This window comes from Methylobacterium sp. E-045 (assembly GCF_022829685.1).
Lineage (GTDB): Bacteria > Pseudomonadota > Alphaproteobacteria > Rhizobiales > Beijerinckiaceae > Methylobacterium.
The window spans coordinates 60,881-85,200 of sequence record NZ_JAKSYE010000027.1; the positions used below are offsets into that span (position 1 = coordinate 60,881).

A 24,320-nucleotide genomic window follows, 5' to 3' on the forward strand; every position below is an offset into this window, starting at 1 on the left:
GCAGGATCAATTCGGATACTCCGCGCCACGTCGAACGATGCGGCGGTGCGCAAGCCGGGCGCCACGGGTCAGGCTGGAGCGACACCGGAACGCGAGCGTCGCGCTCAATGCCCGAGGAACCGCCGAAGACGAGCCCCGCCGGGGGTCTCGGCGATTCCCGTTTGCCATGGCGTTTCGACGCAGGTGACCAGGGACTGCCGCAACCGAGGAGAACCGGACCGTTATGAAAGAGGCGCACCGCGTGATCGATTTCCCATCTCTTTCTCCCGTCCGGGCCGTCGGCGCCGCGCTGATGGCCGCCGCCCTCACGGTGGGATGGACCGTCTCCGCCCCCGCCCAGGATGCGAAGGCTCCCGTCCTGAAGCTCGAACTCAATCGTCTCGAGCCGGCGGGCGAGGCCTGCCGTACCTATCTCCTCGTGGACAACAGCCGCGGCACCGCCCTGAAATCCCTGAAGCTCGACCTGTTCGCCTTCGATACGGAAGGCGTCGCGCAGAAGCGCCTCGCCGTCGAACTCGGCCCCGTCCAGGACCGCAAGACCATGGTACGGCTGTTCGACTTCCCGGCGCTCGCCTGCCCGAAGATCGGCCGGGTCCTCCTCAACGACGTTCTCGCCTGCGAAGGCGGCGAGGCCAGCCGTGAGAGCTGCCTCGACCGGATCGAGACCGAGAGCAAGACGAGCGCGAGCTTCACGCGCTGACCCGACGGGCGGGCCGACGTCCCGTCCGAACGCCGATCCGGTCGCCCCTCGGCGATCGCCACCCAACGAACCCCGAGGAGCCCGCCATGGATCCGACTTCCGCGCCGGCCGCTGCCGCAGCCCACGACTTTTCCTTCATCGGCCTGTTTCTCCAGGCTGACCCGATCGTCAAAAGCGTGATGATCCTGCTGGTGGTCGCCTCGATCGCCTGTTGGACGGTGGTGTTCGAGAAACTCGTCCGCTTCGCCGCCGCCAAGCGTCAGGCCAAGGCCTTCGATACGCTGGTCCGCTCGGGCGGGTCCCTCGAAGCCACGGGCTCGGGGATCGATGCGGGCATCGTTCAGGCCGGTCTCGAAGCCTGGCGCGACCAGGATGCCACCGAGACCCGCGCGGAGCGCCGGGACCGCATCGAACGCGCCATGCGCGCCGCCCTCACCCTGCGGGTCAAGCGTCTTCAGAGCGGCCTGCCCCTCCTGGCGACCTCCGGTTCCACCGCCCCCTTCATCGGCCTCTTCGGCACGGTCTGGGGCATCATGAACTCGTTCTCGTCCATCGCCCAGAGCCAGGACACCTCGCTCGCCGTGGTGGCCCCCGGCATCGCCGAGGCCCTCTTCGCCACGGCCATCGGCCTCATCGTCGCGATCCCGGCGGTGATGGCCTACAACAAGCTGACCAACGATCTCGGCCGGGTGCAATCCGCCTTCGTGGCCAGCATCGGCACCCTCGGCAACCGCCTCGCGCGGGACCGCAAGAGCGTACCGCACGCCGCCGCCGCCGAGTAGCGCGGCTCTCTCGACGCTCTGAAGATTCCATGGCCGGCGCGGATGCGGCGGCCCGATGACGACATGCGGCGGGCCATCGAGCCGGCCGCCGATGCCCCGGAGGGCGAACGATGGGTATGGGTTCGGTCCGCGCCAGCGGCGGCGGCGACGACGACGATGACCTCGATTCCGCGCCGATGTCCGAGATCAACGTCACGCCGATGGTGGACGTGATGCTGGTGCTGCTGATCATCTTCATGGTCGCGGCGCCGCTGATGACGACGGGCGTGCCGGTGCAACTGCCCAAGACCACGGCCGCCAAGGTCGCCCAGGCGAAGAAACCCCTGGAAATCTCCATCGACAAGGAAGGCAAGCCGTTCCTGGCCAAGGACGAACTCACGGCGGAGACGATCATGCCGCGCCTGAAGGCGCTGGCGGCGGAAGACCCGACCCAGGTCATGCTGGTGCGCGGCGACAAGGACGTGCCCTACGGCAAGATCATGGAAGTGATGGGCCTCGTCGGCCAGGCCGGCTTCACCAAGGTGTCCCTGATCGCGCAATCCCCGGGCGGAGCGCCTTCGGCGCCCCCCGCGGCGAGCGGAGCACCGCGGTAGACTCGATGAGTGCCCTCGTTTCGACACGTGAACCCGGCCGGCAAGGTCCCACGGGCCTCGCTGCTGCCTTCCTTGTGGCCTTCGTCCTGCACCTGACGGTGCTGGCGGGCATGATGCTGTTCGGCCAGGCGCCCAAGGCGCCCCCCGGCGAGAACACGATCACCATCGATCTGGCGCCGCAATCGACGGAGGCCGAGGCCCCGTCGGCTCCCGCCATGACGGAGGCGGTGCCTCCACCGGCGGAAGAGGCCCCCGTCGAGACGCCGGACGTGGTGGAAGAGGTGCAGCCTCCGGAGATGGTGGCGGTGACGCCGCCCGAGACAACTGAGATCCCCCCCGACGAGACCCAGCCGGTGGTCACCCCCGACACGGTCACGGAGGTGCCGCCGGAGGAGCAGGTGGTCACCTCCACCGCCGAGGTGGCCGAGCCCTTGGTTCCGCCGCCGCCGGTCGTGGCCAAGCCGCCCGAGCCGGTGAAGCCGCCTAAGCCCGTCGAGATCGTCAAACCGAAGCCGAAGCCCGATCCGAGGATCGAGGCGAAGCGCCAGGAGGAACTGGAGGCCAAGCGCGAGGCCATTCGCGAGGCGAAGCTGAAGGCGGCCAAGGAAGCCAAGCTCAGGGCCGCGCGCGAGACCAGCCGACGCGCCGCTCAGGAGGGCGGGCCCGCCAGTTCGGCCTCCTCCGCGAGGCAGGCCAGCACCGGCTCGTCCGCCGCCGGCAATGACCCGAGCGCTCTGCGCCAATGGCAGGGAGCCCTGGCCTCGGCCATCAACGGCCGCATGAACCGCAACGCGGCGGCGGGGACGGCGGGCGGCACCGCCGTGGTGCGCTTCACCGTCTCGCGCTCGGGTCAGGTGCTCAGCGCCGGGCTCGCCAGCAGCAGCGGCATCAGCGTCATCGACGGTGCGGCGCTGGCCGCCGTGCGCGGTTCGCTGCCGGCGGCTCCTCCCGGCGTCTCCGTGAGCAGCCTCGCCGTTACGGTTCCCATGCGCTTCCGGCCGGGCGGCTGAGTCGGCCGGGTCGTGGCGGTCTGGTTCACCAGCGATACGCATTTCGGCGACCGGCGTGCGCTGAACATCGACCGGCGTCCCTATCCGGACCTCGCGGCCCACGATGCCGGCCTCATCGCCAACTGGAACGAGAGGGTCGCGCCCGACGACACCGTCTGGCATCTCGGCGACGTCGCCCTCGGCCCCTCCGACGCACGCATCGCCGGGATCGTCGGTGCCCTCAACGGCGTGAAGCACCTGATCGTCGGCAACAATGACGGTCCCGGCACCCTCGCCCTGCGGGACTGGGCCTCGGTGAACCACTATGCCGAGATCGACGTGGACGGACGCCGGCTCGTCCTCTGCCATTACGCGTTCCGGACCTGGAACGGCATCGGGCGCGGCGCCCTCAATCTCCACGGCCATTCCCACGGCAGGCTCGCGCCGGCCCCGCGGCAATACGATGTCGGGGTCGACGTCCATGCCTGTGCCCCGGTGCGCCTCGACCAGATCCTGGCCTCTCGCAGGCGCAAGAAACCTGCGGAACCTTCGCCGTGAGTTCGCCGTTTCAACCGCAGACCCGACGATGACGACCGTTTATTGGCACTGACCTTGATCCGGCATAGACCGGTCCAAGGTGACGATGTCGAGTGACGGACAGCCCTCTTTCAACGAGACGCACAATCGGATCCGCCCATGCGCTTCGCTCCTGCAACGCCCATCGCCGCTTTCGGCTTCGTGCTGTGCATGATCGCCCCGACCCTCGCGGCTCCCTCCTGCCTCAAGGGTGAACGCAAGATCCAGGAGGCCGCGGCCCTTCGCTACCAGGCCCGAGAGGAAGCAAGGCTCGGCAATCGCGACCGGGTCTGCGACACCCTCGATGAAGTCGGCGATCGTTACGAAGACGCTAAGGAAGCGTTCGAAGATTGCGGCGCGGAAATCGTCGCCATCGATCTTCGCAGCGAGACGCGAGCCCTGCGGGCTGCGAAATCGGTGAATCGCTGCGACTGAGCTGCCTGATCTGAACGCGGATACTTCGCTCAGATCGCCTTTGACTGAGATACTGAAACGAGAAGAAGCATTCGCTTTGTCGCGGATTTCCTCTGCATGCGCCGGTCGGGTGCGGCGACGCACAGCCGCACCATCATTCCCACGTCACATCTTCACGAACGACGGAAAGCTTGTCCGTCGGGAGACTTCCGTCATGAACGCGTCCGCCCAGCACAGCGATCTCACCCTGCTTTCGTCCCACGCCGCGCACGCGACGGCCACCGGTCCATCTTTCGCGGCGGCTCTGTGCGGGTTCCTCTCGACCACCGTGGCGACGACGATGGTCATGTTCTTGCTCAGCAGCCTCTGATCGGCGCCCTACTTAAGGGGCCACGAACCAGAATCGGCGCTTGGAAAACAACATGTCCGGGTGGCCGACGGTCTGGTCGCCCTCAGGTCGGGCGGGAACGAGACTGCAGGGCGGCTCGATGCGCGGCGGAGCCGCCGGGAGCAGCAGAGCCGACGAGACGGGATGAAGGCCGAGCCTGGCCTGGACCTCGGGCTGGCGGACGGCGACGATGGTGACCACACCGGCGATGAGCCCTCCGGCGAGCGTACCGAGCAGGAAGTTCATCATATCAGTGAAGAGTCATGCCCACCCGCCGCGCGGCTCTGCCCAGGCCCCGGCCCAGCATAGCCGCCAAACCTGACCGATGCGTTGCGCAAAGTCCGTGGGACCTCTTCCTTTGCTGCAGCGCAGGCCATCGTATCAGTCGATCCCGTCGGACGAGCGAGGTCATCCATCTCCCGCCCTGTCCTCCGCCAGCTTATCGGCATGATTGGGGCGAAAGCCGTCCGCTACCGGATTTTAACCTTACGCCGTCAAGGTCGGCTTCCAGCGGCCCGAATCAGCTCGGCCGCCTCGGGGGGAAGGATCGGCCATGTCCTACGGAGCCAGTGCCTATGCACGGGTCGCGCAGACCGCATTGACGCCGCGAGAGGCGGAAGCGGCCGTCCTGATCAAGGCGGCAGGACGGCTCCAAACGATTCAGGCCGATTGGCAGAATCAGTCAAGCGCTCTCAATGAAGCCCTGAACTTCAACCAGAAGGTCTGGACGATCATCGCCGGTGCCGCGACGGCACCCGAGAGCCAGCTGCCGATCGAGGTCAAGACCAGCATCGCCGAACTCTCGACCTTCGTCTTCAAACGGATGATCGACACGTTGATCGAACCGAAGGCGGAGAAGCTGTCGGCCCTCATCAACATCAACCACCAGATCGCCGCGGGTCTGCGCACCTGACGGGCGAGGGGCCGGTTCTCGAAGGGGCGCGCGGATCGAAACGCATCCCGGCACCGCGATACCGCCGCGTGGCCGGCGCCTGCGGGCGACGACGAACCGCCGACGGGTTCCCCGTCGCAACCCCGGACAGCGCGTATCCTCCGGGAAAACGGCGGGAACGCCGTAGCCTGCGCCGCGGCCTTCCTCTTCCACCCGCTCCCGGCCGTGGTGCCGGCCGCAGCTCGCGTCAGGCGGTCCGATCCACGGGCTGCTGATGTTCCTTCGCTCGCATCGCCGTCGCCTCCGCATAGGCGCGGGCTCGAAGGATCGTGGCCTCGGGCAGTTGCACGACGACGTCGCCGGAACTCGGGTCCACCACCTGATACACTAGGCTCTTGGTGTCCTGATCCACCGTGATGCGGCGCTCGTCCGCCGTCGGCACCGCCGCGTCGTCCCTTGTCGCCTTTTCGTCGGTCACGGGCGCATCGTCCAGCCGGACATCGAAGCGCACGGCCGGGTCCAGCGGCGTGCCGACCGTCGGCGCCGGGCCGACTTTCCGCACCGGAGCCGGGGCATCCACGGCCGGAGCGACCGGCGCGACGGGGGGCATCGCCATCGGAGAGATACTAAGGATCGTCATTGCACGCCCTTTCGAATGTGGTCGTGGCATGAAACCAAAAACGACAACGAGGGTGAACCAGTTCTTAAAACCCGCCCGTTACCCACCATTGGCCGTGAAGATGACAAAAGAATCGTCATAGAAATAGGTGGTTTTTTAAGAATTGAGCTGGTCCGCGCTCAGATCTCCACTGCCTCCGGCCTTGCCGTGCCTACGCCCTGGGGATCGAAGGCGACGCTTTTCACCACCGCGTAGACGATGCGGCCGGGCGCAAGAGCGAGATCGCGCACCGAGGCGCGGGTCAGTCGAGCGGCGAGCAGTGCGCCGTTGCAGTCGATCTCCACCATGGACGCCGCCTCGCCGAGCGCGTGGATCGAGACGACACGCCCTTCCAGAAGGTTGCGCGCGCTCAAGCCCACCGGCGGCTGCGTGGCGAGGAGGACGTCCCGCGCCGGCACGCGGATGCGCACGAGGGTGCCGACGCTTCTTGGCAATCGCGGAACGGACAGGATACCGGCGCGTCCGCTCAGCCGGGTCAGGCCGGTTTCGGAATCCGTCTCCCCCACGACCATGTCGAGGATCGCCCCGGCCTCGGTTTCCTGAACGGCGAGGAGGTCGGCCCGGCGAAGCACCGTATCGGCATCCCCAATGGCGGCGACACGACCACCGTCGAGCACGACGACGGTGCGCGCCAGGCGCGCAACCTCCGAGACCGCGTGGCTGACATAGACGATGGGCAATCCGGCCTCGTCGCGCAGGCGCTCGATATAGGGCAGGATCTCGGCCTTGCGGGCCTCGTCGAGGGCGGCGAGGGGCTCGTCCATGAGCAGGAGGCGGGGCCGGCTCAGCAGCGCCCGGCCGATCGCCACCCTCTGCGCCTCGCCGCCGGAGAGACCCGCCGGCCGGCGATCGAGGAGATGGCCGATCCCCAGCATGTCGACGACCCCGTCGAAGGCGATGCCGTCGCTGCGGGCGCGGGCGAAGGCCCGGCCGTAGGCGAGGTTCCGCCTCACCGAGAGATGGGGCATCAGCCGCGCCTGCTGGAACACCACGCCGATGCGCCGGCGATGGGCCGGGATGGCGATGCCCCGCTCCGTGTCGAGCAGCACCTCGCCGGAGACCGCGATGCGGCCCCGATCGGGCCGCGCCAGCCCGGCGACGAGATCGATCACCGTGGTCTTGCCCGAGCCCGAGCGGCCGAACAGGGCGGTCAGACCGGGGCCGGCGGTGAAGGCGACGTCGAGGTGGAAGCCCCCCCGCGTCAGCGAGACGTCGATGTCGATCGTGGGGCACACGGGACGCCTCACCCCGTTCCGAGGCGGCGCGCAAGGCGCCGGGCCAAAAGTTCAGAGATGAGGAGGGCCGCCATCGACAGGGCCACCGAAATCAGGGTGAGGCGTAAGGCGCCCGCCTCACCGCCGGGCACCTGGGTCAGGCTGTAGATGGCGGAGGGCAATGTCTGGGTCTCGCCGGGAATGTTGGAGACGAAGGTGATGGTGGCACCGAACTCGCCCATCGCCTTGGCGAAGGCCAGCACCCCGCCGGCGAGGATGCCGGGCATGGCGAGCGGCAGGGTGACGGTGAGGAAGACCGCGCTCGGCCCTGCTCCCAGGGTGGCGGCAGCCTGTTCGAGGCGCCGGTCCACCGCCTCGATGGACAGACGCATGGCCCGCACCATCAGCGGAAAGCCCATGATCGCGCAGGCCAGGGCCGCCCCGGTCCAGCGGAAGGAGAACACGATCCCGATCTCGGCCAGCGCCGCACCGAAGACGCCCCGCCGGCCGAACGACAGGAGCAACAGATATCCCGTCACCACGGGTGGCAGGATCAAGGGCAGGTGGACAAGGCCATCGATGAGCGCACGGCCGGGGAAACGTCCGCGCGCCAGGAGCATGGCGATGCCGAGGCCGGGAACGAGGCTCGCCAGCGTCGCCACGGCAGCGACCTTCAGGCTCAGACCGATGGCGGTCCATTCGTCGGGGGTGAGATCGAGCACAGGCAGCGGATCAGACGTCGTTCCCGGCGAACCGCATGCCGGACCCTCGGATACCGCCGCCCTGGATCATGGAGACGCGCATCCCTCTCGCCACCAGCCGATCGCCGCCAACCGCACCGGCCCATCGCGGATATCCTAGCACGGATCGCAGCCAGGGATGAGGGTGTTCGCTCAACCCTTCGGCGGATCGTCCTCCGGCTTGATCTGGCGTTCGGCACGATGGAGCCGGCTCAAGAGAACCAGCATCGAACCCGGGACCGGTTCGAAAGCCGGCTCGGAATCGAGCAGCCCCGAGCCTCCGGTCGCCCGGAGGCGTCTGGCGGTTCTCCTGCCCACGATGGCCACGGGGGCACGTCTGATGTTTTTCTTCTGGTTTGTACTCGACACCGCACCCTCGAACGCCACGGGGACGAAAGGAGAAGCGCAGGGGAACGCGAAGGTCCGGTCTTGGTTCCGCGACGGTGGCGGGGCTTCCTTGCGGATGCTAGAGCCCGTCTCATGCTCGAAGGCCTTCATCCCAACCGTCCGACCCACGTGCTGCGCCTCCTCACCGACGAGAGGTCGGCGCGCGCCATGACCGACATCCTCGGCGAGATGTTCGACCCGACGGAGACGGCGGTCGCCGCCTTCGAGGCGGAGGACGGCAAGACCTGGCGGCTGGAGGCCTATTTCGCCGACGCGCCGGACGAGGAGATGGTCCGCGACCTGATCCGCCCCCTGGTGGGCGAGCAGGCCGATGCGGCCGTGTTCGAGACCATCGACCAGCAGGATTGGGTCCGCGCCTCCCTGGAAGGGTTGAACCCGGTCCGCGCCGGGCGCTTCCTCGTCCACGGCGCGCATGACCGTCACACCATTCGGCCGAATGACCTCGCCATCGAGATCGAGGCGGCCCTGGCCTTCGGCACCGGCCACCACGGCACGACGCTGGGCTGCCTCAAGGCATTGGCCGGCATCCTGAAGCAGGGCCGTCCCGCGCATGTCCTCGACGTCGGCACCGGCACCGGCATCCTCGCCTTCGCGGCTGCCAAGGCCCTGCACCAGCCGGTCCATGCCGGCGACCTCGACCCCGAAGCAGTCTCCACCGCCAAGGGCAATGCCCGTTTGAACGGGCTCGGCGGCCTCGTCCGGCTCTATGTCGGACCCGGCGTGCGCCACGCGAGCGCCAACCGGAGCCGCCGCTTCGACGTGGTCTTCGCCAACATCCTCGCCCGGCCGCTGAAGCGCCTCGCGCCCTCGCTCACCGCGACGGTGGCCGACCACGGAGTGCTCATCCTCTCGGGACTGATCGAGCGCGATGTGCCCGGCGTCCTCTCCACCTATCGCCATCGCGGCTTCCACCTGGCCCGCCATGGCCTGATCGAGGGCTGGGCGACCCTGGTGCTCAAGCGCGGCGGAGCGGCACCGCGCCCTCTGTGAGAGCGGTTGCCGTCATTCCCGGCGGCGCGTAACTCTCGTCGCCATGACCCGTGCCCGCTTCCAGACCTTCGACGATCCGAGCCACCGGGAAGGCGCGACGCGCACCGCCGCCCTGAGGGAGGCGATGCGGCAGGCAGGACTCGACGGGTTCGTGGTGCCCCGCGCCGACGAGCATCAGTCGGAATACGTGCCCGCCAATGCCGAGCGCCTCGCCTGGCTCACGGGCTTCACCGGCTCGGCCGGCACCGCCGTGATTCTCGCCGACGAGGCGGCCCTGGTCGTCGACGGGCGCTACACGCTCCAGGCACCGGCACAGGTGGACACTGCGATCCTCACCCCGGTCCAACTCGCCGAGACCAGTGTCGAGGCCTGGATCGGCGAGCATCTGAGGCAGGGCGCCGTGCTCGGCTACGATCCCTGTCTCCACACCATCGAGGGCGTCGCCAAGCTGGAGAAGGCGGCGGCCAAGGCCGGGGCCCGCGTCACGCCGGTCACGCAGAACCTCGTCGATGCGGTCTGGGCCGACAGGCCCGCCGCCCCCGCAGGCGCGGTGGTGGCGCATCCCCTCGAACTCGCCGGGGATTCCGTCGAGGCCAAGCTTCGCCGTATCCGCGAGGCATTGGGGCGCGGCGGCTGTGACGCCCTGGTGATCTCCGATCCGCACAACCTCGCCTGGGCCTTCAACCTGCGCGGCGGCGACGTGGCGCATACGCCCCTGGCGCTGGGCTACGCCATCGTCCCCCGGACGGGACGGGCCGTCCTGTATCTCACCTCGTCGGCCATCGATCCCGCCCTGCGGCAGGCGCTCTCGCCCTCCGCGGACATCGCCGGGCGAGCAGACTTCGCCGTTGCCGTCGCCGCTCTTGCTGCCGGAGAAGGTAAGATCAGGCTCGATTCCGCCACCGGCGCGTCGGCGCTGGCGACACTGGTGGAACAGGCCGGGGGCCGGGTCGATCCCGGCCCCGATCCGATCACGCTGATGAAGGCGGTGAAGAACACGGGCGAGATCGCCGGATCGCGGGCGGCTCATCACCGTGACGGGCTCGCGGTCACGCGCTTCCTCGCCTGGCTGTCGCGACACGCACCGGGCGGCCGCCTCACCGAGATCGCCGCCGTGGAGGCGCTGGAGGATTTTCGCGGCGAGACCGGCTTGTTGCGGGACATCTCGTTCCCGACCATCTCGGGCAGCGGCCCCAACGGCGCCATCGTGCATTACCGCGTGACCCGCGAAACGGACCGGATCGTGGGCGAGGGCGAGCTGTTCCTCGTGGATTCCGGCGCGCAATACGCCGACGGGACCACCGACATCACCCGCACCGTCGCGATCGGCACGCCGACCGAGGAGATGCGCGACCGCTTCACGCGGGTGCTCAAGGGCCATGTGGCCATCGCGCGGGCCGTATTTCCGAAAGGCACCACGGGGGCGCAGATCGATTCCTTCGCCCGCGCGTCGCTCTGGCAGGCGGGCCTCGATTTCGATCACGGCACCGGCCACGGCGTCGGCGCCTTCCTCTCGGTGCATGAAGGCCCGCAGCGGATCGCCAAGACCGGCACCACCGCCCTCTCGCCCGGCATGATCCTGTCCAACGAGCCGGGCTATTACCGGACCGGCGCCTACGGCATCCGCATCGAGAACCTCGTCCTCGTGGAGGAGCGCGCGATCCTCGGCGGGGAGCGGCCGATGCTCGGCTTCGAGACCCTGACGCTGGCGCCTTACGACATCAGCCTCATCGACCCGTCCCTGCTCGACGAGGCCGAGATCGACTGGATCGATTCCTATCACGCGCGGGTAAGGGAGGCCCTGAGCGCCGATCTCGACGGGGAGACGCGGGCCTGGCTCGAGGCGGCGACACGGCCGCTCCATCGTGGGAAGGGTACGGACGCTTGAGCGGGAGGCCGGCCGTCATACCCAAGCAGGAACACACCTGATGACCGCGCAAACAGGTCTCCACGTGGTCGTCATCGGTTCCGGCGCGGTCGGGACGGTGAGCGCACTCGAATGCCTGCGTGCGGGCCATCGCGTAACCGTGGTCGATCCCGGCCCTCCGGGCGGCGAGCAGGCGTCGAGCTACGGCAATGCCGGCTGGCTCTCGTCGCACTCGGTCATCCCGCCGGCCGAGCCCGGCATGTGGAAGCGGGTGCCCTCCTTCCTTCTCGATCCGCTTGGGCCGCTCTCGATCCGCTGGGCCTACCTGCCGAAGGTGATGCCCTGGCTCACGCGGTTCCTCTTCGCCGCGCGGACCACCCCCCGGATCGAGCGCACCGCCCGCGCCATGAGGACCCTACTCGTCGATGCGCCGAAGCTCCACGCGACGCTCGCCGAGGAGGCCGGCGTCCCGCAGCTCGTCGAGCGGCGCGGCGTGCTGCACGTCTATCCCGACCGGGCGGCTTTTCTGCGCGAGGCGCGGTCCTGGGAGATCAGGCGCAAGGTCGGCGTCACCTGGCTCGAACTCTCCGCCGAGGAGCTGCGCCAGCGAGAACCCTCCCTGCATCGGCGCTACACGTTCGGCCTCGTGGTCGAGGAGGCCGGCCATTGCCGCGATCCCGGCGGCTACGTCGCCGCCCTGTCAGGGCTTGCGGAGGAGCGCGGCGCCACCCGGGTCGCCACCCGCGCGACGGGATTCCGGCTGGAAGCCGGACGCCTCGCCGCCGTCGCGACGGAACAGGGCGAGATCCCCTGCGACCGCGCCGTCGTCGCGGCCGGCGCCCGCTCGAAGCCCCTCGCCGCGTCCCTCGGCGACACGCTGCCCCTCGAGAGCGAGCGCGGCTACCACGTCATGGTGGCGGGCGCCGAGGCTGGGCCGCGCACGCCGGTCATGGCGTCGGATGCCAAGATGATCGTCAACTTCATGAATGGCGGCCTGCGCGCCGCCGGTCAGGTGGAGTTCGCGGGGCTGGCAGCGGCTCCCAACTGGAAGCGTGCCGAGATTCTGCGCGATCACCTGATCGCGATGTTTCCCGGATTGCCGAACCCGATCCCGGCAGACCGCGTGAAGGTCTGGCTCGGCCATCGCCCGAGCATGCCGGATGGGCGGCCCTGCATCGGTCCTGCGCGCAGGACCACGGATGTCGTCTACGCCTTCGGCCATGGCCATGTGGGCCTCGTCGGCTCCGCGAGGACCGGGCGCCTCGTCGCCCAACTCGTCGGCGGCGAAGCACCGGAAATCCCCCTCGGGCCCTTCGATCCCCGGCGCTTCCTGTGAGCCTTTCGGCCTCATGGCTCACGGCGAAGGCCCGATCGCGGCGATTCCGTCGCGGGCAATCTCGGGCCGTCGGTTTTGCCACGGCACCAAACGGCCATATCTAGGCGTCAGGGTATCGTATCGGGTGCCCCGCCCCTCCGCCTCAAGGTTTCGATGATCCGGCCCCTCGCCCTCCTGCTCCTCGCGCTGATCGGTGCCACGGGCGTATCGGCGCAGGGGCTCAAGCCGCCGGCCGATCTGGTCAAGGCGAGTCTCGTGGCCGAGCCGGCGGCGATCCGGGCCGGGGAACCCTTCACCATCGGCATCCGCATGGTGATGCGCCCGCACTGGCACGTGTACTGGCGCAACCCGGGCGATTCCGGCCTGTCGCCGGAGGTGGCATGGTCGCTGCCGCAGGGCTTCACGGCGGGCGCGATCCAATGGCCGACGCCGAGCCGGATCCCGGTGGCGCATCTGGTGAATTTCGGGTTCGAGGGCGAGACGGTACTGCTGACCGAGGTCACCCCGCCGGCGGTGCTGCCGACCGGCAAGGCAGTGACTCTGACGGCCAAGCTCACCTACCTCGTCTGCGAGCGCGAATGCATTCCGGGCTCCGCCGACCTGAAGCTGAGCCTGCCCGTGGCCGCCCAGGGCACCAGCACCGGACAATCTGCCGCCAACATCCTGCTGTTCGAGGATGCCCGCGCGGCGCTCCCCGTTCCCTCCCCCTGGCCGGTGAAACTCACGAGCGAAGGCGACAGGCTGGTCCTCACCGCCGACGCCCCCGGCCTGAAACCCGATGCGATCCGCGCTCCCGCCTTCTTCCCCTATTCCGAGACCGCGATCGAGAACGCCGCGCCCCAGTCCCTGGCCATCGACGACAGGGGGTTCAGCTTGAGCCTCGCGCGGGCGACGCCCGGCGAGCCCGCCCCCACGGAGCTTCCCGGCGTCCTGACCTTCGACGAACAGACCGCCGATGGCACGGTCCAGCGTTCCTATGCCATCGGCGATGCACCGGCCTCCGCTCCCATCGGCGCAATCCCCACGGCATCGGAATCCGCATCGCGAAGTTCTTCGCCGGAGGAGAGCCTGACCCTGTGGAGTGCCGCCGGCCTCGCCTTCCTCGGCGGGCTCCTCCTCAACCTGATGCCCTGCGTCTTCCCCGTTCTGTCGATCAAGGTGCTGAGCCTCGTGAAGCATTCGGGCGAACCGGCCGTCCGCGTGCGCCTGCACGGCCTCGCCTACACCGCCGGCGTCCTCGCCGCCTTCCTCTCCCTGGCGGGGCTGCTCATCGCCCTCAAGGGCGCGGGCGCCGGAATCGGCTGGGGCTTCCAGCTGCAATCGCCCCTCGTAGTGGCGGGTCTCGCCTACCTGCTCTTCGCCATGGCTCTCAGCCTTTCCGGCGTGGTCCATGTCGGGGCCGGGATCGCCGGGCTCGGCGATGGGCTGACCCGGCGGGCGGGGCTCGAAGGCTCGTTCTTCACCGGCATCCTGGCGACGGTGGTGGCCACCCCCTGCACCGCCCCGTTCATGGGCTCGGCGGTGGGATTCGCGTTGACGCAATCACCGCCGGTGAGCCTCGCAGTGTTCGCGAGCCTCGGCCTCGGCCTCGCCCTGCCCTTCCTCGTCCTCACCACGTGGCCGGCGGCCCTACGGCGCCTGCCGCGTCCGGGGGCCTGGATGGAAACCCTGAAAGGGGCCCTCGCCTTTCCGATCTACGCCACCGTGGCCTGGCTCGTCTGGGTCCTCTCGCAGCAGGTCGGCTCGGCCGGGCTCCTCGGCGCCCTGATCGGCCTCGTCCTCGTGGGCCTCGCGGCCTGGGCCTGGGAGCGGGCGCGCCACGCGGGCGGCATCGGCGCCGGGCTGGCCCGCCTGACCGCCGTCGCCGCCCTGGCGGCGACCCTCGCGCTGACCTTCGGCCTCGACCGGGACCGGGCCTCGGCGGATATGCGACATGCGACGGCTGAGGGCATCACACCCTTCACCCAGGCCCGCCTCGATTCCCTCGTAGCCGAGGGCAAGCCGGTCTTCGTCAACATGACGGCGGCGTGGTGCATCACCTGCCAGGTCAACGAACGCACGGCGCTCCGCACGCAAAGCGTCGAGGCCGCCTTCAAGGCGCGTGACGTGACCTATCTGAAGGGCGACTGGACCAACCAGAATCCCGAGATCACCGCCCTGCTGGAGAAGCATGGCCGCAGCGGCGTGCCGCTCTACCTGCTCTATACCGGCACGGGCGAGCCCATCGTGCTGCCGCAGATCCTGACATCGGGCATCGTCCTCGACGAACTCGCCCGGATTCCGGCAAATGCCGCCGATCGGCGCGCGGCCCTCGAGACGACGAAAAGGTGAGAGCCATGGTCCTGCCCCGCCGGATGATTCTCGCCACCGCGTTCGCCACCGGGCTCGTCGGGCTCTTGACCGTCGGCGAGGCGATGGCGGCGGGGCCGCAGGTGGGCAAGCCCGCTCCGCTCTTCACCGGCACGGATGCCGATGGCCGCACCGTCCGGCTGGAGGATTACAGGGGCAGAACCGTCGTCCTCGAATGGACCAACCACGATTGCCCCTTCGTGATGAAGCATTACGGTGGCCAGGCGATGCAGGCCCTGCAGAAGAAATGGACCGAGGCCGGCATCGTCTGGCTGTCGGTCGTCTCCTCCGCCCCCGGCGAGCAGGGCGCCGTGGACGGGCAGGCCGCCAACCGCCTGACCCAAACTCGCGGCGCCTCCCCCACCGCGGTGATCCTCGACCCCGCCGGCACGATCGGCCGCGCCTACGACGCCAAAACGACCCCTCACATGTTCATCGTCTCGGGCGACGGCACCCTGCTCTACCAGGGCGGCATCGACGACAAGCCCTCCGCCAATCTCGACGACCTCAAGACCGCGAAGAACTACGTGGACCTCGCCCTCACCGAGATCGCCGCCGGCAAGCCGGTAAGCGTCAGGACCGCGAAGCCCTACGGCTGCACGGTGAAATACGCCTCGTAACGACGCCGGGCCGTCACGAGAAATCCTCGGTGACGATGCGTGCCCAGGTTTCGCCGGCGAGCCCGCCGAGAAAGGCGTTGCCGCTGCGAAGCGCTGCCGCCACCTCCGGATCGCGCGTCCAGGCGATCGTACCCATGACGTGGTGATAGAAGAGCCCCTTCTGGCGGAAGAGCCCCTTCATCAGGTCGGGGGATGTCGCCCCGCGCACGGCCACCGCTCCGTGTGCGGCCACATCGGCGAACATCTGTCCGACCACGAGTTCCTCACGGTTGGGCAGGGCCAGAATCTGGAGCGCATAGGCGACGCCGTCCCGGCGCGCGTAGAGGAGATAGAGGCCGATCCGGCGGCCGATCCGGTCCACCACCTCGCGGATCTGGAGGGGGCCGTACTTGGTCTGGAGACCGGCCTGCTCCACGAACCATCCCAGTTCGGCCGAACTCGGCTTCAGGTCGTAGGGATCGAGGAAGGGTTGGGCGGCCACCGCGAAATCGGCGGCGGCGATGGGCCGCGAGACAAGGCCGTCGGGGCGCGGGGGGCCGGAGGGCAGGAATCGCCGGAGCACGCTATCGGCCGCGCGGGCGATCGGAACGATCCATCGCGCGAGCCGGGGCAGTCGCTTGCCGAGGAAATACGCCGCCGTCCCCGCGGGCCGGTGAATCTTCACCCATTCGAGGCTCTGCGCCGGCAGGATTACGAATCGGGTGGCGCGGGCGATATCGAGGGACGTCCGGTTGGCGGTGTCGGTGAAGAGGAGGTCGAAATCGCGGGCGGCGACACCCCGGACGAGACTGACGCCGATGCCGGGATTGTTGTCAGGATCGGCGGCCATGTAGGCGCTGAGGATGCCGGCGCGCAGGGTCCGTTCCCCGACGACCATGGTCATGGCGATGACGCCCATGAAGCCGTCCACCGCCCCGTTCCGGTCCAGATGGACGATGGAGCCGGTGCCCTCGGTATAGCCCGGCGAGTCGAAATACGTCGCTTCCAGGCAGGCTGCGAGCTTGCCCGCCTGATAGCTCTTGCCCAGGCGAAACGTCTGCGAAAACAAGCGGCAGACCTGCGGGATATCGCTCCTCTCAAGCGCCCTGATCGAACCGTGCGACGACGAAGCCACGATATTTTGAACCTCAGCCGGAAGATGATCTTGTCCTGCCGGGTTCTGCTCAAGGCTAGTTTGGTTCATACTGGCACAATCCGATGACACTCCGTCCTGAACCGTAACTATTCGGCCGAGGGATTAGCAATTCGACAAGGCAGCGTTTCGCATGCGGCATACCTGACGCATCACTGTCGCCTCCCTTTGCCGTGCGAAGACGATGCGAAGCGCTTCTCCCCTCACCCATTTGGCCGAACCCTCATGACACCATCCGCCGCGCCGCGCTGGTCGGTCTTTCGCAACGGCGATTTCCGGCTGTACGGCGCCGCGCGGTTCCTCACCGGCCTCGCCTACCAGATGCAGGCCGTGGCGGTGGGGTGGTTTGTCTACGACCTGACCCGCTCGGCCCTTGCCCTCGGCCTCGTGGGGCTCGCGAGCTTCCTCCCGGCGATGCTCTCCGCCCTGATCACCGGGCATGTGGCCGACACCTACGACCGGCGCCTGGTGACGGCGATCGCCTATGCGACCCTGGCCTTGGCCGATCTCGGCCTCCTCGGCCTTGCCTTGTCCGGCACCACCTCGATCTGGCCCGTCTACGCCCTTGTCGTCGTCATCGGCACGTCGCGCGCCTTCGCCAACCCCGCGTTGCAGGCGCTGCTCCCGACCCTGGTCCCGCGCCCCCTGTTCGGATCGGCCATCGCCTGGAACGCCTCCCTCTGGCAGAGCGCGTCGATCCTCGGCCCGGCCGCCGGCGGCTTCCTCTACCTGCTGGGGCCGGCCGCCGTGTTCGGAGCGGCGGCGGCAAGCTTCGCCCTGGCCAGCGCCCTCGTCGTCGCGATCCGCTTCCGCCCCGCTGCCGTCACGGAGCGGCCGCCCGTCACCTGGGCCACCCTCTCGGCCGGCCTGTCCTACATCCGCTCGCAGCCGGTGGTACTCGGCGCCATCAGCCTCGATCTCGTGGCCGTGCTGCTTGGGGGGGCCACCGCTCTGTTGCCGATCTTCGCTGCCGAGATCCTCCATGTCGGCCCCCTCGGCCTTGGCACCCTGCGCAGCATGCCTGCGGCGGGAGCCGTGGTCACCGCCATCGTCCTCGCCTATCGCCCCCTCGAACGCCATGCCGGCAAGAGGATGCTCCAGGCCGTGGCGGTGTTCGGCCTCGCCATCACGGCGTTCGGCCTATCGTCGTCCCTGCCCCTGTCCATGGCCTGCCTCTTCGTGACGGGGGCGGCCGACATGATCAGCGTCTACGTGCGCCAGACCTTCGTCCAGGGCGAGACGCCCGATGCCATGCGCGGACGGGTCTCGGCGGTGAACACGGTGTTCATCGGCGCCTCCAACGAGCTCGGCGAGTTCGAATCCGGCACGCTCGCCGCCCTCGTCGGCGCGGTGCCCGCCGTGGTGGCGGGCGGGCTCGCGACGATCCTCGTGGCGGTGCTCTGGGGACGCCTGTTCCCGGCGCTCAAGGCACGGGACAGGCTGCTGCCGGCGGAGTGATCGGAACGCCATAGCCCGGCGGTTCGCCCCCGCCAGTTCCTGTGGGGGCACCATTCCTTTCGTGTCATGCAGGCGCCGCGACGGGGATGAAGCCTGTCGGCAGAAGCACTTGCCCGGGCAGGAATGCCGTCCGGGATCGTCGCCGGCTTTTCCTCTACTTCCCCGCCAGCAGCGGCGACCAGGTCGGGTCGGAGGCATAGGACGGGGTCGGCACCGGCTGCTCCACCTTGCCGGTGATGTCGACCATGTAGAGCTTGCCGCCGCCCTGACCGCCCGGATCGCGGAAGAACAGGACGTACTGGCCGTTCGGCGCGAAGGTCGGTCCCTCGTTGTGGAAGCCTTCGGTGAGCACGCGCTCGCCCGAACCGTCCGGCTTCATCACGCAGATGGCGAAACCGCCCTTGCGCTGACGGGTGAAGGCGATGAGATCGCCCTTGGGCGACCAGGCCGGCTGGGAGGCCGAGCCCTCGCCGAAGGAGATGCGGGTCGGATTGGAGCCGTCGGCGCCCATCACGTAGATCTGCTGCGAGCCGCCGCGATCGGATTCGAAGACGATCTTGCTGCCGTCCGGCGAATAGGTCGGCGAGGTGTCGATGGCGTTGCCGCTGGTGATCGGCGTCTGCGCCTTCGAGCCGAGATCCATCTTGACGATGTCGGCGTTGCCGCCCTGCTGCACGCTCATGACCAGGTGGTGACCGTCGGGGGAGAAGCGCGGGCTGGTGCTCATGGAATCCATCCGGCCGATGGCCTGACGCGCGCCGGTCTCGAGGTTGATGACCTGGACGCGCGGCTGCTGGCCGCTGGCTTGGGTCATGAACGCGATGTCCTGCGTCGAGGGCGAGTAGCGCGGCGCCACCACGGCGGAGTCGCCGTTGGTCAGCGCACGGACATTGGCACCGTCCTGGTCCATCACCATCAGGCGCTTGCGGCGGTTCTCCTTCGAGCCGGATTCGTCGACGAAGGCGATGCGGCTGTCGAACCAGCCGCCGAGTCCGGTGATCTTTGTATAGACCACGTCGGAGATGAGGTGGCCGGTGCGGCGCGCATTGGCGACGTCCGCGCCGTATTGCTGGCCGGTGAGTTGCTGCCCGGAGGTGACGTCCCAGAGCCGGAACTCGACCTTGAGCTTGCCCGAGGGATCACGCCCGACCCGGCCGGTGATCAGAGCCTGGGCGCCGGCGGTACGCCACTTGTCGAAGCCCGGCACCGCGTCGAAGCCGGGGTTTTCCGGAAACTTTCCCTTCTCGAGGGGCACGAAATAGCCGGACCGGCGCAGGTTGTTGGTCACCACGCTCGACACCAGCAGGCCGAGGCTCGGATCGCCGGAAAAATCGGCCACCGCGATGGGCATCGGCTGGAACGAGCCGCCGCCGATCCGCAGGTTCAGCTGCGCCTGGGCAGGCGCCGCGACGGCGAGCACGAGGGCCAGGATCGCGAGGAGCGACGCCAGGGGCGAAAAGAGCCGCCGGTGGAGAGTGTCGGTCATGAAGAGATTCCGAGAGATTGGGATCAGATGGTCGATCGGCCGTCGCCAAGCTCAGCGCAGGTCCCTCCTCCCCTCGTGGGGAGGAGTTGGAGGTGGGGGTGGCCGGGTGCCCCGCCGATGAGCCCGGCGGAACCACCCCCACCCTCGATCCCTCCCCACAAGGGGGAGGGAGGTGCGGTCGACATAGAATGCGCCGCGGGATCGAGGAGCTTGCCCGTCACACCCGCGAGAACTCGAATTCCGCGTTGATCGCCTTCCAGTCGTCGTAATACGGCGCGAACTGGGGCGGGATCTTGTAGGGCGCACAGCGCTTCACCGCGCGGAGGGCCGCCTCGGCGAGGGAGCGATCCACCGCGTTGGCGCCGCCGCGCATGATCCGCGGCTCGGTGCTCAGCGCACCGTTGGCGGAGAGGCGGATGTCGAGCATCGGCAGCACGACGCCCTGCGACGCGCCGGGAGGCGCCGAGTAGCAGCGTTCGATCTGCTGGGTCAGCATCCCGATCAGCGAATCGCGCATGGAGGGCGAGAGGCGCTGCGAAGTGCCGCTCGCCGCCCCCAGCGAGGCCGTGCGCTGGACCTCGTGGCCGGTGGCCCCGGTGGATTGCGACGGCGCCCGCGAGGCGAGCAGCTGCTTGATGTCGCCGGAACTGAACTTGTCGGCGAGCTCGGCCTGCTTTTTCGCCTTGGCCTCCGCATCGGCCTTGGCACGCGCATCCGCCATGGCCTTCGCCTTGGCCTTGGCGGCGGCGTCCGCCCTGGCTTTCGCCTCGGCCTGGGCCTTGGCATCCGCCGCAGCCTTGGCCTCCGCGACCGCCTGCTGACGGTCGGCCTCGGCTTTCGCCTTCGCTTCGGCCCTGGCTTCCGCCTCGGCCTCGGCCTTCTCCGCCTTGGCGAGAGCTTCGGCCTTGGCCTTGGCGTCGGCCCGCGCCTTCGCTTCCGCCAGAGCTCTGGCCTCTGCCTGGGCCTTGGCGTCCGCCAGGGCCTTGGCCTTCTCGGCCTTAGCAGCCTCCGCCTTGGCGATGGCCTCGGCCTCCTGGCGCTCGATGAGTTCGGCCAGTTTCTCGCGCTTCTCGGCCTCGACCTTGGCGGCCTTCACCGCCTCGGCCTTGGCCTCCGCCTTGGCAGCCTCCGCCTTGGCGGCGGCCTTGGCCTCGGCTTTGGCCTCCGCCGCAGCCTTGGCTTCCGCCGCCTTCGCGGCTTCGGCCTTCGCAGCTTCCTTCGCAGCCTCCTTGGCGAGCTTCGCCGCTTCGGCCTTGGCGGCGGCTTCCGCCGCTTCCTTCTCGGAATCGTGGTCGGGCATGCGCAGGGGCATCTCCTCGGCGCTGGCGACCTTCATGTCGGCCGGGCGCTTCGGCGGCGCGGGTGCGTCGACCTTGGCGTTCTCGGGCTCGCGCTCCTCGGCCTTCTCCGCGACCTTGTCGGCGCGGGGCTTGGCGTCGGGCATCGGTTTGTCGGCGTTCTTCTCGCCCTTGGTCAGCTCCGAGAATTGCTGCTCCGTCATCACCTCCACCGGCACCCCCTCCTGCGCGTCGGGCAGGGCCGGGGCGGCCACGGACATCAGCGCCACGGTGAGCACGGCGACATGGACGCCGCTGGAGATCCAGACGCCCGGTTCGCGCAGTTTGGCGGGGAGCTTCACGGTGGCGGCGCCCGCTACTTCTGGTCCGGCTCGGTGACGAGGGCGACCTTCTTGAAGCCACCCCCGGTCACGATCGCCATCACCTGGGCCACGCGGCCGTAATCCACCCGCTTGTCGCCGCGCACGAAGACCCGCTCCTCGAAGCCGGACTTGGAGGTCTCCACCAGCTTGGGAACGATGGTGTCGTCGCTGAGCTCGGCCTCGCCGAGGAAGACCTGTCCGGTCTGGCGGATCGACAGGGTCACCGGCGTACTGTCGGAATTGAGCGGGCTCGCCTTGGATTGCGGCAGATCGAGGGGCACGCCCACCGTCATCATCGGCGCGGCCACCATGAACACGATCAGCAGCACGAGCACCACGTCGATGAACGGCGTCATGTTGATCTCGTTGATGGCGCCGCCGCGCCGCGCGCGCCGCCGCCTGCTGCCACCCTGCGCCGCTCCGTGGGCCATGCCCATGATCGTGCCTCGATATGTCTGGTGGTCGGGATCAGGCGGCGAGCGACAGGCGCTCGTCGATCTGACGCGAGAGGATGGCGGAGAACTCGTCGGCGAAGCCCTCGAGCCGCGACTGGGCCTTGGACACGTTCGACTGCAGCTTGTTGTAGGCCAGCACCGCCGGGATCGCCGCGAACAGGCCGATGGCGGTGGCGAACAGGGCCTCGGCGATGCCGGGCGCCACCACGGCCAGCGACGTGTTCTTCGAGGCGGCGATGGCGGTGAACGAGGTCATGATGCCCCAGACCGTGCCGAACAGCCCGACATAGGGGCCGGCCGAGCCGATCGAGGCGAGGAACAGCAGGCGCGATTCGAGACGCTCGACCTCACGCTGGATCGTCACGTCGAGCACCTTGTCGATGCGCTGGGACAGGCTCTGGATCTGGCGGCCGGACCCCTCGAACGAGCGCTTCCACTCCCGCATGGCGGCCACGAACAGGGCGCCGAGATTGGTGGCCGGCCGGTCGTTGAACGAGCGATAGAGCTCCTCCAGGGAGCGGCCGGACCAGAACGCCTCCTCGAACGCGTCCATCTCGGTCTTGGTGCGGCGGAACAGCAGGGTCTTGTCGACGATGATCGCCCAGCACCAGACGGAGCAGCCGAGCAGCCCCACCATCACCAGCTTCACGACGACATGGGCGTGCCAGAACAGGTTGAACAGGCTCATGTCCGGCGGCGGCAGCGCCTGCATGGCATCGGCGGGATTCATGCGTTCGTCCTCGTCCCGGGTCGACCGGGCGGCCGACTCCCGCGCTCCACCTGATCCGGGCGGTATGTTCCCCAGATCGCTGGTGAATCTGTCGAAAGTATGGGTGCGTCGCAAAACGACCCTCCGCATCTTCCTCGTCTGTCAAGGTTAATGAACCGTGAGGATGCGCCGGCCTCGTGAAGATCGGGACGGATGTCTTCTCTACGCGCCTTCGTCGAAACGCTGCGACAAGGCCCGGCGCAGCCCGTCCGGCAGGCGAACGGCCCGGCCATCCCGCACGGCGGCCACGGTGACCTCGGCCTTGAGCAGAACCTCGTCCCCCCGCCGGACCTCCTGGCTCATCGGCATCGACGCGCCCCGCAGTTCGAGGGGCGTCGTCACGATGGTGAGCATGTCGTCCATCCGCGCGGGCTTCAGGAAATCGAGCCCCATCCGCCGCACCACGAAGATCAGCCCGGCTTCGCGCGCCAGGTCGGCCTGCTCCATGGCCAGGGCGCGAAGCAACTCGGTGCGGCCACGCTCCATGTAGCGCAAGTAATTGGCGTGATAGACGAAGCCGGAGAAATCGGTGTCCTCGTAATAGACGCGGATGTCGATGTGATGGGAGGTCATGCCAGGGGCTCCGAGGACAGGTCGACCACCACGATCTCGGGGGGAACGCCGAGGCGCACCGGCAGGCCGCTCATGCCGAGCCCGCCGGACACGACGAGGTCGGTCTGCTCGCGTACATGGCCATAGGCGTAGCGCCGCCCATAGCGGGAGGGGACGACGGGGGCGTAGCCGAGGAGCCGGACCTGTCCGCCATGGGTGTGGCCCGACAGGGTCAGCGCCACATGGGCCGGAACCCGCGGGAAGATGTCCGGCTCGTGGGCGAGGAGGATGGAGGGCGCGCCGTCGGGGATCGCCGCGAGGGTGGCCGGCAGGTCGTCGCTCCCCTTGCGCTTGAAACCGTAGCGCCACCATGTGCCCTGGAAACTCAGCTGGTCGCCGAGGCCGGCGAGCCAGATCTCGTGTCCCCTCACCCGCAGGGGCAGGGCCTCGTTCTCGAGGACGCGGATGCCGGCGCGGGTCAGGGCCTCCCCGGCGAAGGTCGGGCCGTACCCGCGCTCGCAGGCGGCGCGATCGGCCCACCAATCGTGGTTGCCGAGGATGGCATAGGTACCGAGCGGCGCCTTCAACGCCCCGAGGACGGGCGCCCAATCGGCGGAGTCCACGATCCCGGTGAACCGGTGCATGCCCCTCACGTAATCGCCGAGCAGGACGATCACGTCGCCGCCGAGGCCGTTGGCCGCCTCGACGATCCGCCGGATGTGCTCGGGCGTCATGAAGGGATCGCAGGCATGGACGTCGGAGACGGCCACGATCCGCAGGGTCAGGCCCTCGGGCCAGGGTGCCATCGGCCTGATCCGGTAGCGCGTGATGGCGAGACGCATCGGCTCGATACCGATTCCATAGGCGGCCGTACCGCTGCCCGCGAGGGCCACGGCGCCGAGGCCGAGCACGATCGTGCGGCGGGTGATCCGGACCGGGGAGGATGCGGGTTCGGAGTTCATGGGACGGACGCCGCCTTTCGGCCAGGGCCATCGCATGGGATCCGCCGTTCGAACGGACGTGCCCGCCCGCCTCTCCCCGCACGCGGGGAGAGGATCGCGGACGCCGTGCCGTGTCCGAGACGAGCGAGAGGCGAAGCCGAAGCGAGGGCGAGGGGGCGCATCCGAAGGAGTCCCGTCCGGACGCCCCTCCTCAGCGTCGGCCGCCGCCTCGACGCAACGACGACGAGGTCGTCGCGCTCCTCCCCCCGCGTGCGGGGCGAGGGAATGCAGACACGTCGCCCTGCCTCTGCAAGGAGGAGAACGCAGACG

Annotated in this window: 26 protein-coding genes; 13 read left to right on the plus strand and 13 right to left on the minus strand. The window is 69.0% G+C overall.

From position 1 onward, the window contains the following. Window positions 1-223 precede the first annotated feature (223 nt). The 6 genes from MKK51_RS02620 (at window position 224) to MKK51_RS02645 (ending at window position 4,075) form a co-directional block, all read left to right on the plus strand. Window positions 224-700 carry a Tat pathway signal protein gene (locus MKK51_RS02620; RefSeq protein ID WP_409565596.1) on the plus strand — a complete coding sequence of 159 codons (477 nt, stop codon included), beginning with the start codon at window positions 224-226 and terminating at the stop codon, window positions 698-700. Window positions 701-786: 86 nt separating this feature from the next. After that, window positions 787-1,482 carry a MotA/TolQ/ExbB proton channel family protein gene (locus MKK51_RS02625; RefSeq protein WP_243974791.1) on the plus strand — a complete coding sequence of 232 codons (696 nt, stop codon included), beginning with the start codon at window positions 787-789 and terminating at the stop codon, window positions 1,480-1,482. A gap of 110 nt (window positions 1,483-1,592) precedes the next feature. Next, window positions 1,593-2,075 (plus strand): protein TolR, encoded by a 483-nt coding sequence (tolR, locus tag MKK51_RS02630; protein WP_243974792.1) that lies wholly within the window; start codon window positions 1,593-1,595, stop codon window positions 2,073-2,075. Between the two features lie 5 nt (window positions 2,076-2,080). Beyond that, window positions 2,081-3,085 carry an energy transducer TonB gene (locus MKK51_RS02635; RefSeq protein ID WP_243974793.1) on the plus strand — a complete coding sequence of 335 codons (1,005 nt, stop codon included), beginning with the start codon at window positions 2,081-2,083 and terminating at the stop codon, window positions 3,083-3,085. A 12-nt stretch (window positions 3,086-3,097) separates the two neighbouring features. Continuing rightward, window positions 3,098-3,622, plus strand: a complete 525-nt coding sequence (locus MKK51_RS02640) for a metallophosphoesterase (protein ID WP_243974795.1) — start codon at window positions 3,098-3,100, stop codon at window positions 3,620-3,622. A gap of 138 nt (window positions 3,623-3,760) precedes the next feature. Next, entirely contained in the window at window positions 3,761-4,075 is a 315-nt protein-coding gene (locus MKK51_RS02645) for a hypothetical protein (RefSeq protein WP_409565597.1), read from the plus strand. A 144-nt stretch (window positions 4,076-4,219) separates the two neighbouring features. Here the strand turns inward: MKK51_RS02645 and MKK51_RS02650 are convergent, their stop codons facing one another. Both MKK51_RS02650 and MKK51_RS02655 read right to left on the minus strand, forming a co-directional pair. Next, window positions 4,220-4,402 (minus strand): hypothetical protein, encoded by a 183-nt coding sequence (locus MKK51_RS02650; RefSeq protein WP_243974847.1) that lies wholly within the window; start codon window positions 4,400-4,402, stop codon window positions 4,220-4,222. A 34-nt stretch (window positions 4,403-4,436) separates the two neighbouring features. After that, window positions 4,437-4,691, minus strand: coding sequence for a hypothetical protein (locus tag MKK51_RS02655; RefSeq protein WP_243974796.1), 255 nt, complete (start codon window positions 4,689-4,691; stop codon window positions 4,437-4,439). 304 nt (window positions 4,692-4,995) lie between these two features. Here MKK51_RS02655 and flaF point away from each other — a divergent pair, with 304 nt between their 5' ends. Beyond that, a complete protein-coding gene (gene flaF / locus MKK51_RS02660) occupies window positions 4,996-5,355 on the plus strand; it encodes a flagellar biosynthesis regulator FlaF (RefSeq protein WP_243974797.1) in 360 nt (119 codons plus the stop codon). A 226-nt stretch (window positions 5,356-5,581) separates the two neighbouring features. Here the strand turns inward: flaF and MKK51_RS02665 are convergent, their stop codons facing one another. The 4 genes from MKK51_RS02665 to MKK51_RS02680 all read right to left on the minus strand — a co-directional run bounded on the left by MKK51_RS02665 (window position 5,582) and on the right by MKK51_RS02680 (window position 8,465). After that, window positions 5,582-5,974: a hypothetical protein gene (locus tag MKK51_RS02665; protein WP_243974798.1), complete on the minus strand. Its 393-nt coding sequence runs from the start codon at window positions 5,972-5,974 to the stop codon at window positions 5,582-5,584. A 158-nt stretch (window positions 5,975-6,132) separates the two neighbouring features. Continuing rightward, window positions 6,133-7,248: a molybdenum ABC transporter ATP-binding protein gene (modC, locus tag MKK51_RS02670; protein WP_243974799.1), complete on the minus strand. Its 1,116-nt coding sequence runs from the start codon at window positions 7,246-7,248 to the stop codon at window positions 6,133-6,135. Window positions 7,249-7,256: 8 nt separating this feature from the next. Then, window positions 7,257-7,949, minus strand: a complete 693-nt coding sequence (modB, locus tag MKK51_RS02675) for a molybdate ABC transporter permease subunit (protein WP_243974800.1) — start codon at window positions 7,947-7,949, stop codon at window positions 7,257-7,259. A gap of 171 nt (window positions 7,950-8,120) precedes the next feature. After that, window positions 8,121-8,465, minus strand: coding sequence for a hypothetical protein (locus MKK51_RS02680; protein WP_243974801.1), 345 nt, complete (start codon window positions 8,463-8,465; stop codon window positions 8,121-8,123). Here MKK51_RS02680 and MKK51_RS02685 point away from each other — a divergent pair. From MKK51_RS02685 to MKK51_RS02705, 5 genes are all read left to right on the plus strand, one after another. Then, the gene (locus MKK51_RS02685; protein ID WP_243974802.1) at window positions 8,448-9,365 is read left to right on the plus strand and encodes a 50S ribosomal protein L11 methyltransferase; all 918 of its coding nucleotides are present in this window, start codon (window positions 8,448-8,450) and stop codon (window positions 9,363-9,365) included. The two genes, MKK51_RS02680 and MKK51_RS02685, sit on opposite strands and share 18 nt — an antisense overlap. Window positions 9,366-9,408: 43 nt before the next feature. Beyond that, entirely contained in the window at window positions 9,409-11,253 is a 1,845-nt protein-coding gene (locus tag MKK51_RS02690) for an aminopeptidase P family protein (protein WP_243974803.1), read from the plus strand. A 40-nt stretch (window positions 11,254-11,293) separates the two neighbouring features. Further along, window positions 11,294-12,568: an NAD(P)/FAD-dependent oxidoreductase gene (locus MKK51_RS02695; protein ID WP_243974804.1), complete on the plus strand. Its 1,275-nt coding sequence runs from the start codon at window positions 11,294-11,296 to the stop codon at window positions 12,566-12,568. A 153-nt stretch (window positions 12,569-12,721) separates the two neighbouring features. Next, window positions 12,722-14,899 (plus strand): protein-disulfide reductase DsbD family protein, encoded by a 2,178-nt coding sequence (locus tag MKK51_RS02700; protein WP_243974805.1) that lies wholly within the window; start codon window positions 12,722-12,724, stop codon window positions 14,897-14,899. 5 nt (window positions 14,900-14,904) lie between these two features. Beyond that, complete coding sequence (locus MKK51_RS02705) at window positions 14,905-15,537, plus strand: redoxin domain-containing protein (protein ID WP_243974806.1); 633 nt, start codon at window positions 14,905-14,907, stop codon at window positions 15,535-15,537. A gap of 13 nt (window positions 15,538-15,550) precedes the next feature. On the opposite strand, the gene MKK51_RS02710 is transcribed toward MKK51_RS02705, so the two are convergent. Next, a complete protein-coding gene (locus MKK51_RS02710; protein ID WP_243974807.1) occupies window positions 15,551-16,585 on the minus strand; it encodes a hypothetical protein in 1,035 nt (344 codons plus the stop codon). A gap of 309 nt (window positions 16,586-16,894) precedes the next feature. On the opposite strand from MKK51_RS02710, the gene MKK51_RS02715 reads away from it, so the two are divergent. Next, window positions 16,895-18,127: an MFS transporter gene (locus MKK51_RS02715; protein WP_243974808.1), complete on the plus strand. Its 1,233-nt coding sequence runs from the start codon at window positions 16,895-16,897 to the stop codon at window positions 18,125-18,127. A 154-nt stretch (window positions 18,128-18,281) separates the two neighbouring features. Here MKK51_RS02715 and tolB read toward each other — a convergent pair whose 3' ends face one another. The 6 genes from tolB to MKK51_RS02745 form a co-directional block, all read right to left on the minus strand. After that, window positions 18,282-19,613 carry a Tol-Pal system beta propeller repeat protein TolB gene (gene tolB / locus MKK51_RS02720; protein ID WP_243974809.1) on the minus strand — a complete coding sequence of 444 codons (1,332 nt, stop codon included), beginning with the start codon at window positions 19,611-19,613 and terminating at the stop codon, window positions 18,282-18,284. Between the two features lie 217 nt (window positions 19,614-19,830). After that, on the minus strand, window positions 19,831-21,252 hold the full coding sequence (tolA, locus tag MKK51_RS02725; protein WP_243974811.1) for a cell envelope integrity protein TolA: 1,422 nt from the start codon (window positions 21,250-21,252) through the stop codon (window positions 19,831-19,833). A 14-nt stretch (window positions 21,253-21,266) separates the two neighbouring features. Beyond that, on the minus strand, window positions 21,267-21,710 hold the full coding sequence (locus tag MKK51_RS02730) for an ExbD/TolR family protein (protein WP_243974813.1): 444 nt from the start codon (window positions 21,708-21,710) through the stop codon (window positions 21,267-21,269). 31 nt (window positions 21,711-21,741) lie between these two features. Next, window positions 21,742-22,458, minus strand: coding sequence for a protein TolQ (tolQ, locus tag MKK51_RS02735; RefSeq protein ID WP_243974815.1), 717 nt, complete (start codon window positions 22,456-22,458; stop codon window positions 21,742-21,744). Window positions 22,459-22,659: 201 nt separating this feature from the next. Beyond that, window positions 22,660-23,070: a tol-pal system-associated acyl-CoA thioesterase gene (gene ybgC, locus MKK51_RS02740; RefSeq protein WP_243974816.1), complete on the minus strand. Its 411-nt coding sequence runs from the start codon at window positions 23,068-23,070 to the stop codon at window positions 22,660-22,662. Then, window positions 23,067-24,011, minus strand: coding sequence for a metallophosphoesterase (locus tag MKK51_RS02745; protein WP_243974817.1), 945 nt, complete (start codon window positions 24,009-24,011; stop codon window positions 23,067-23,069). Before MKK51_RS02745 ends, ybgC begins: the two co-directional genes overlap by 4 nt. Window positions 24,012-24,320: the final 309 nt, after the last annotated feature.

What these genes read in the sequence shown, in the direction of transcription:
- MKK51_RS02695 (WP_243974804.1), top strand. Translation starts at nt 11,294, where the DNA reads ATGACCGCGCAAACAGGTCTCCACGTGGTCGTCATCGGTTCCGGCGCG.
- MKK51_RS02625 (WP_243974791.1), top strand. Translation starts at nt 787, where the DNA reads ATGGATCCGACTTCCGCGCCGGCCGCTGCCGCAGCCCACGACTTTTCC.
- MKK51_RS02730 (WP_243974813.1), bottom strand. Translation starts at nt 21,710, where the DNA reads ATGGGCATGGCCCACGGAGCGGCGCAGGGTGGCAGCAGGCGGCGGCGC.
- MKK51_RS02645 (WP_409565597.1), top strand. Translation starts at nt 3,761, where the DNA reads ATGCGCTTCGCTCCTGCAACGCCCATCGCCGCTTTCGGCTTCGTGCTG.
- MKK51_RS02680 (WP_243974801.1), bottom strand. Translation starts at nt 8,465, where the DNA reads ATGAAGGCCTTCGAGCATGAGACGGGCTCTAGCATCCGCAAGGAAGCC.
- tolB (WP_243974809.1), bottom strand. Translation starts at nt 19,613, where the DNA reads ATGACCGACACTCTCCACCGGCGGCTCTTTTCGCCCCTGGCGTCGCTC.
- MKK51_RS02650 (WP_243974847.1), bottom strand. Translation starts at nt 4,402, where the DNA reads ATGACCATCGTCGTCGCCACGGTGGTCGAGAGGAACCCGCACAGAGCC.
- MKK51_RS02690 (WP_243974803.1), top strand. Translation starts at nt 9,409, where the DNA reads ATGACCCGTGCCCGCTTCCAGACCTTCGACGATCCGAGCCACCGGGAA.
- MKK51_RS02715 (WP_243974808.1), top strand. Translation starts at nt 16,895, where the DNA reads ATGACACCATCCGCCGCGCCGCGCTGGTCGGTCTTTCGCAACGGCGAT.
- tolQ (WP_243974815.1), bottom strand. Translation starts at nt 22,458, where the DNA reads ATGAATCCCGCCGATGCCATGCAGGCGCTGCCGCCGCCGGACATGAGC.
- MKK51_RS02745 (WP_243974817.1), bottom strand. Translation starts at nt 24,011, where the DNA reads ATGAACTCCGAACCCGCATCCTCCCCGGTCCGGATCACCCGCCGCACG.
- MKK51_RS02700 (WP_243974805.1), top strand. Translation starts at nt 12,722, where the DNA reads ATGATCCGGCCCCTCGCCCTCCTGCTCCTCGCGCTGATCGGTGCCACG.
- flaF (WP_243974797.1), top strand. Translation starts at nt 4,996, where the DNA reads ATGTCCTACGGAGCCAGTGCCTATGCACGGGTCGCGCAGACCGCATTG.
- MKK51_RS02635 (WP_243974793.1), top strand. Translation starts at nt 2,081, where the DNA reads ATGAGTGCCCTCGTTTCGACACGTGAACCCGGCCGGCAAGGTCCCACG.
- MKK51_RS02685 (WP_243974802.1), top strand. Translation starts at nt 8,448, where the DNA reads ATGCTCGAAGGCCTTCATCCCAACCGTCCGACCCACGTGCTGCGCCTC.
- MKK51_RS02620 (WP_409565596.1), top strand. Translation starts at nt 224, where the DNA reads ATGAAAGAGGCGCACCGCGTGATCGATTTCCCATCTCTTTCTCCCGTC.
- tolR (WP_243974792.1), top strand. Translation starts at nt 1,593, where the DNA reads ATGGGTATGGGTTCGGTCCGCGCCAGCGGCGGCGGCGACGACGACGAT.
- MKK51_RS02665 (WP_243974798.1), bottom strand. Translation starts at nt 5,974, where the DNA reads ATGACGATCCTTAGTATCTCTCCGATGGCGATGCCCCCCGTCGCGCCG.
- MKK51_RS02655 (WP_243974796.1), bottom strand. Translation starts at nt 4,691, where the DNA reads ATGATGAACTTCCTGCTCGGTACGCTCGCCGGAGGGCTCATCGCCGGT.
- ybgC (WP_243974816.1), bottom strand. Translation starts at nt 23,070, where the DNA reads ATGACCTCCCATCACATCGACATCCGCGTCTATTACGAGGACACCGAT.
- MKK51_RS02705 (WP_243974806.1), top strand. Translation starts at nt 14,905, where the DNA reads ATGGTCCTGCCCCGCCGGATGATTCTCGCCACCGCGTTCGCCACCGGG.